Here is a 5769-nt window from a genome sequence, read left to right as displayed (position 1 = left end):
GTATAGAATAAACAAAATTAATCGAAAAATCGAAAAATGAGCATTTGCAAATCAAAAGACAATTCTGTAAAATAAATTACAAGAAATTGTAATCGTTGCCGATAGATAAAGTTTAACAAAAATTAACAAAAGAAAAAAGTTTACTTCACAATCGTGAAGTAAACTTAAAACAACCTATTCTAAGAAATCCTTAAGACGTTTACTACGGCTCGGATGTCTTAATTTGCGAAGTGCTTTCGCTTCAATTTGACGAATACGTTCTCTCGTTACGCCGAATACTTTCCCAACTTCTTCAAGCGTACGAGTTCGTCCATCATCTAAACCAAAACGAAGACGTAGAACATTTTCTTCACGATCTGTTAGTGTATCTAACACATCTTCTAATTGTTCTTTTAGCAATTCATACGCTGCATGGTCCGCAGGCGATGTTGCTTCTTGGTCTTCAATAAAGTCACCTAAATGGGAGTCGTCTTCTTCACCAATTGGTGTTTCAAGAGAAACTGGCTCCTGTGCAATCTTTAAGATTTCGCGTACTTTTTCTGGAGCAAGATCCATTTCTTCACCAATCTCTTCAGGAGATGGTTCGCGTCCTAAATCTTGTAATAATTGACGTTGTACACGAATTAACTTATTAATGGTTTCAACCATATGAACTGGAATACGAATTGTTCGCGCTTGGTCTGCAATCGCACGTGTAATAGCTTGGCGAATCCACCAAGTTGCATACGTACTAAATTTAAAACCTTTACGATAGTCGAACTTTTCAACCGCTTTAATTAGACCCATATTTCCTTCTTGGATTAAGTCTAAGAAAAGCATACCGCGGCCCACGTAGCGCTTTGCAATACTTACTACAAGACGTAAGTTTGCTTCTGCAAGACGGCGTTTCGCTTCTTCATCGCCTTCTTCAATACGCGTTGCAAGTCGAATTTCTTCTTCAGCGGATAGTAAGTCAACTCGACCAATTTCTTTTAAGTACATACGAACAGGGTCATTGATTTTCACACCTGGTGGCACACTTAAATCATTAAGGTCAAACTCTTCTTCCGTTTTTGTAATTTGGCGATTATTAGGACCTTCGTCGTTGTCATTGTCACCAACTAAGTCAATCCCTTGTTCACCTAAATATTCATAGTATTCATCCATTTGATCGGATTCAATTTCAAATCCATTCATGCGTTCTGCAATCTCTTCATATGTAAGAACGCCACGTTTTTTTCCAAGCTCAGTGAGTTGTTCTTTCACTTGCTCAAGGGTCATTTCAGTTTCAATTTGTTTAGAACGAGCTGGTTTATCAGCCATCTGTTCCCCTCCTTACGCGAGATACAAACATTCATTATACTAAAATTTTATCGAAAAAGCTATTTTCTTGCTTTTTGACTTTGTAAATATGCCACATAATATTTAGCAGCCTCTACAGGATCTGTTTTTTCCATTTGTTTTACTTTAAAGATAATTTCCATCTTTTCAAGTTTCTCTTTATGGCGTCTTAACGCCTCCAAATGACCTTGTAACGCTTCTTCTGTGTACTCTGGATTAATAAATTCATCCGTCGAAATATCAGTGATAATATTTTTCAACTTTTCATCAGAGAGCCAACTTAAAAATGTTCCGACTGAAGGTTCATTTCCCTTTTCATAATATGCGTATAGTTCATATAAAATCCCTTTATGTTCTTCTGTATAAAAATCTTCTATATGAGGTTCCATACGTACTGTCACTTCTGCACTTTGCAACATATGGTAGATAATTTCTCTTTCTGCCCTTTCAAAACCTGTTAACTTCGGCTTCGTTTGAACAATTTGAGATGGCTTAGAAACCTGCTTTATTTGTTTTTGCTGTACCTTTTGTTCTTTGCGATATTGGTGCAATTGATTCAAAAGTGTTTCCATTGAATACGAAAATTCTTGCGATAATGATTTTAAATATGATTCCGCCTGCATCGCATCCTGTAGCAATGATAGCTCTTTTAAAACACTTTTTACATATTCTTCTTTGCCAGACTCATCTTGCAAATTTTTCCCTAAACGCAAATGATTTATTTTGAAACCAACAAAACTTATACTTGATTTCACAAGATTTTCAAAAGCGGTTGTCCCATATTGTTGCACATATTCATCAGGGTCAAGCTTATCTGGCAAGGATGTAACTTTCACTTGGCAACCAACTTGCAATAGTAATTGCCCTGCTTTCATCGTCGCTTCTCGCCCTGCTTTATCACCATCATAGCAAAGAACAACAGTTTCAACGTTACGTCGCAGAAGTTTCGCTTGTTCTTCAGTTAAGGCTGTTCCCATTGTCGCAACAGCTTCTTCCACACCACTTTTCACCGCAGCTAGTACATCGGCATAACCTTCAAAAAGGACAACCTGCCCACGTTTTCTAATAAACGGCCTTGCTTGGTGGAAATTATACAACAGCTTACTTTTGTAAAAAATCGGTGTTTCAGGACTATTTAAATATTTCGGAGTGTCATCTCCTAACGCCCTTCCACTAAACGCTATCACCTTACCTTGTAAAGTATAAATCGGGAACATAACTCTTCCGCGGAAGCGGTCATAATGACTGCCATCCTTCTCACTTCTTACAAGAAGGCCAGCTTGTTCCATACTAGATAGCGACAAACCTCTTTTTTGTAAAATTTTCGTTGCTGCATCCCAAGCTTGTGATGCATAACCAATTTCAAATTTCTCAATCATCTCTTTTGTAATACCACGTTTTAATAAATATGAAAGTGCTTCATTTCCTTCTTCTGTATTTACTAATAAATGATGATAATACTTTTTCAAAAGTTCATGAGCCTGTTGCATGATGACAGTGTCATCAGATATGTCTTCTTGTTGTTGTTGTCCTTGCCCTGATGTATATTCTGCAACTGCAATTCCATTTCTTTCGCCAAGCTTTTGAACAGCCTCGGTGAAAGCAAGTCCTTCCATTTTCATAAGAAAAGAAAATACATTTCCACCTTCTCCACATCCGAAGCAATGAAAAATTTGCTTATCAGATGAAACAGAGAATGAAGGAGAATTCTCACCATGAAATGGACAAAGGCCGAAATAGTTACGTCCCTGCTTTCTAAGTTGAACATACTCACCAATCACTTCTACAATATCAGATGATGTCCGAATCTGTTCAACAACTTCTTCGGGAATTCTGTTCCCCATAAATCCATCTCCGTGTCGTATTTTGTATTCGATATAAATTAAAAGATTCCTTTATAATTCGACAATATTTTTCTAAATTTGTTAGAAAGTACTGTCGATCACATTGTGTAAACGATTTTGGACCTTTCGTATAAGTCCCCAGTCTGCGTAAATTCGCAGATACATACTACTATATAAAATTGTATCCATTTGCTCATCTGTTACAAATGTATCTCTTGGAGACAATACATATACTCCTTTTTCACAAGAAGACTAGCAAGCACCATAACCTGTATGATCATGAGATCTGTAGCTTTTGCATGTTGATAAATATAACAATCAACTTCATCTTGCTCAGAATCTACATAGACCCAGTTGCCTTGCTGTTTTCTTGAACGATGAGCATAGGATGCGACAAACAAAATTTCGACATAAAATTTTGTTCCAACTTGCACAATTACATGCTTCACGGGATACGCATCTGCATCAAATAATATCTTACTGATGTTTTGCATATTTCTGTATTCTACATCCCTTCTGTGAATCCTTCCATAATGTGCGTTTTCTTGTCTAGATTTTGTCGATTTAACGTAAATACATGTCTTTTTCGAAAATCCTATCCCTAGTTTATTCTGAAAAATTAAAGTCTAAACGTAAAATATAGGTTTTTATCACAATTTTTTATTATAATATATTTTCTTCAACTACGCTACATATCCCTTTAATTTTCATCTTACATTTAAAGATAACGAAATCGTTCCTTTAGCATAATTAAAAAAACAGAAGAATATAAGTATAACCATTCCGCTATATTCTATTACTAAGCCGAAAGTTCATGCTCTACTTCGCATCTTCCTCTACCGCCTTCTCACGAGCGAAAAAAGCACATTCACCTTTGGTAAATGTGCTAAAACATTTTTTGGTTTTGCACTGCATTCACAATAATATTTGCTGTTTCTTCAATCGCCTTATTTGATACATCAATCACTTGACAATTTATTTTACTAATTACTTCCTCAAAATGATCAAGTTCTTCTTGAATACGATTAATATTTGCATATGTTGCTCCATCACTTAATCCAAGTGATTTCAATCGTTCTTTTCGAATATGATTTAACTTATCCGGTATAATTTTCAAACCGAAACATTTCTCTTTTGCCACTTGATATAATTCCTCAGGCGGATCCACTTCTGGTACAAGTGGTACATTGGCAACTTTCAAACGTTTGTTATGCGCTAAATATTGTGAAAGTGGTGTTTTTGATGTACGTGAAATTCCAATCAACACGATATCTGCTTTTAAAATACCACGTGGATCTCTACCATCATCATACTTAACTGCAAATTCAATCGCTTCAATTTTTTTAAAGTACTCTTCATCTAATCTTCGAACGACACCCGGCTCATACCTTGGTACTTGCCCTGTAATTCCTTCAATTTGATCGATAAGAGGTCCGATAATATCGTATGCCTCTACTCCTTCTTTTGCCGCTTCCGTCAATAAATATTGACGCATATCAGGCTTTACTAACGTAAAACAAATAAGCGCTTGATTGCTCTTGGCAATCGAGATTACTTCTTTTAATGTCCCTGTATCTTCTACATACGGTACACGTCTAATATCAGGAGCGAATGGGAACTGTCCCATTGCCGCTCTAACAACCAAATCAGCCGTTTCTCCTACAGAGTCAGATACGACATATACGATTTTATTATCCATTACATTACCTCACTTTAAACAAATTACACTTATTCGTTATTTACTAAATTTACAAACGCACGTGTAATATTTGTTTTTGTAATTCGCCCAATCACTTCTAAACCTTGTTTCGTATCCTTCACAACCGGCATCGCATCAATCTGTCTTTCTATTAATTCCATCGCAATATCATATAAAGAATCCTCCCTGCGACACATCGCAATGTTTGGCATCCTTGTCATGATAATATTAACCGGAAGAGAGGTTAAATCCTGCTTTCCTAAGCTAGCTCGCAATAAATCTTTACGAGATACAACGCCAACTAATAAAGTAGCTTGATCTACAACAAATAATGTACCAACATCCTCTAGGAACATAGCACAGATTGCATCGTATACTGATACATTTTTATCAATTACAGCCGGTCTAGATTGATAATCTTGTACTTTAATTTTCTTAACAGCTTCAGATAATAGCTGTCCCCCAGTTTTACCCGTATAAAAATAACCTACGCGTGGACGCGCTTCTAAATAACCAGCCATCGTTAAAATTGCTAAGTCTGGTCTTAGCGTTGCACGTGTTAAACCCAATTGCGCAGCAATTGACTCCCCTGTAATAGGACCGTGATCTTTTACAATCTGAATGATATGTTCTTGCCGTTTATTCAGCTCTATGATAATCACCACCTTTAATGCACAACGAAAAAAGTTATACTATCTCTTAAATATTATATACTAAATATGCTATTCGAAAAAGAAAGTATGTAAAAAGGACCGTATATGGCCCTAATTATATTTGAAACTTATCAAGTTGTTCCAGGAAACGCCTTGATTTCAAATAAATCCCACAATATTCATCATAATATGTATTCAATACTGTGCGCATTTGTTTTTTTGTACTATCCTTCACCGATACATTACCGAGCCG

General features: G+C 36.1%; 5 protein-coding genes and 1 pseudogene. All 6 read right to left on the bottom strand.

The window, feature by feature from the left end:
• Positions 1 to 174: 174 nt before the first annotated feature.
• Positions 175 to 1302: an RNA polymerase sigma factor RpoD gene (gene rpoD / locus V7038_RS22245; protein ID WP_000764062.1), complete on the bottom strand. Its 1128-nt coding sequence runs from the start codon at positions 1300 to 1302 to the stop codon at positions 175 to 177.
• Between the two features lie 59 nt (positions 1303 to 1361).
• Positions 1362 to 3164 (bottom strand): DNA primase, encoded by a 1803-nt coding sequence (gene dnaG, locus V7038_RS22240; protein ID WP_002067179.1) that lies wholly within the window; start codon positions 3162 to 3164, stop codon positions 1362 to 1364.
• A 200-nt stretch (positions 3165 to 3364) separates the two neighbouring features.
• On the bottom strand, positions 3365 to 3658 hold the full coding sequence (locus tag V7038_RS22235) for a DUF188 domain-containing protein (protein WP_070139956.1): 294 nt from the start codon (positions 3656 to 3658) through the stop codon (positions 3365 to 3367).
• A 392-nt stretch (positions 3659 to 4050) separates the two neighbouring features.
• The gene (locus V7038_RS22230) at positions 4051 to 4863 is read right to left on the bottom strand and encodes a pyruvate, water dikinase regulatory protein (RefSeq protein WP_002111882.1); all 813 of its coding nucleotides are present in this window, start codon (positions 4861 to 4863) and stop codon (positions 4051 to 4053) included.
• Positions 4864 to 4892: 29 nt separating this feature from the next.
• Positions 4893 to 5525, bottom strand: a complete 633-nt coding sequence (locus tag V7038_RS22225) for a helix-turn-helix transcriptional regulator (protein ID WP_087945800.1) — start codon at positions 5523 to 5525, stop codon at positions 4893 to 4895.
• 106 nt (positions 5526 to 5631) lie between these two features.
• Positions 5632 to 5769, bottom strand: a pseudogene (locus tag V7038_RS22220) (DNA repair protein RecO); the annotation flags it as partial.

This window comes from Bacillus sp. JJ783 (genome assembly GCF_036963225.1).
GTDB lineage: Bacteria > Bacillota > Bacilli > Bacillales > Bacillaceae_G > Bacillus_A > Bacillus_A cereus_U.
Note: the sequence above shows the minus strand (reverse complement) of the source record. Positions and strands in the feature narration are given on the sequence as shown.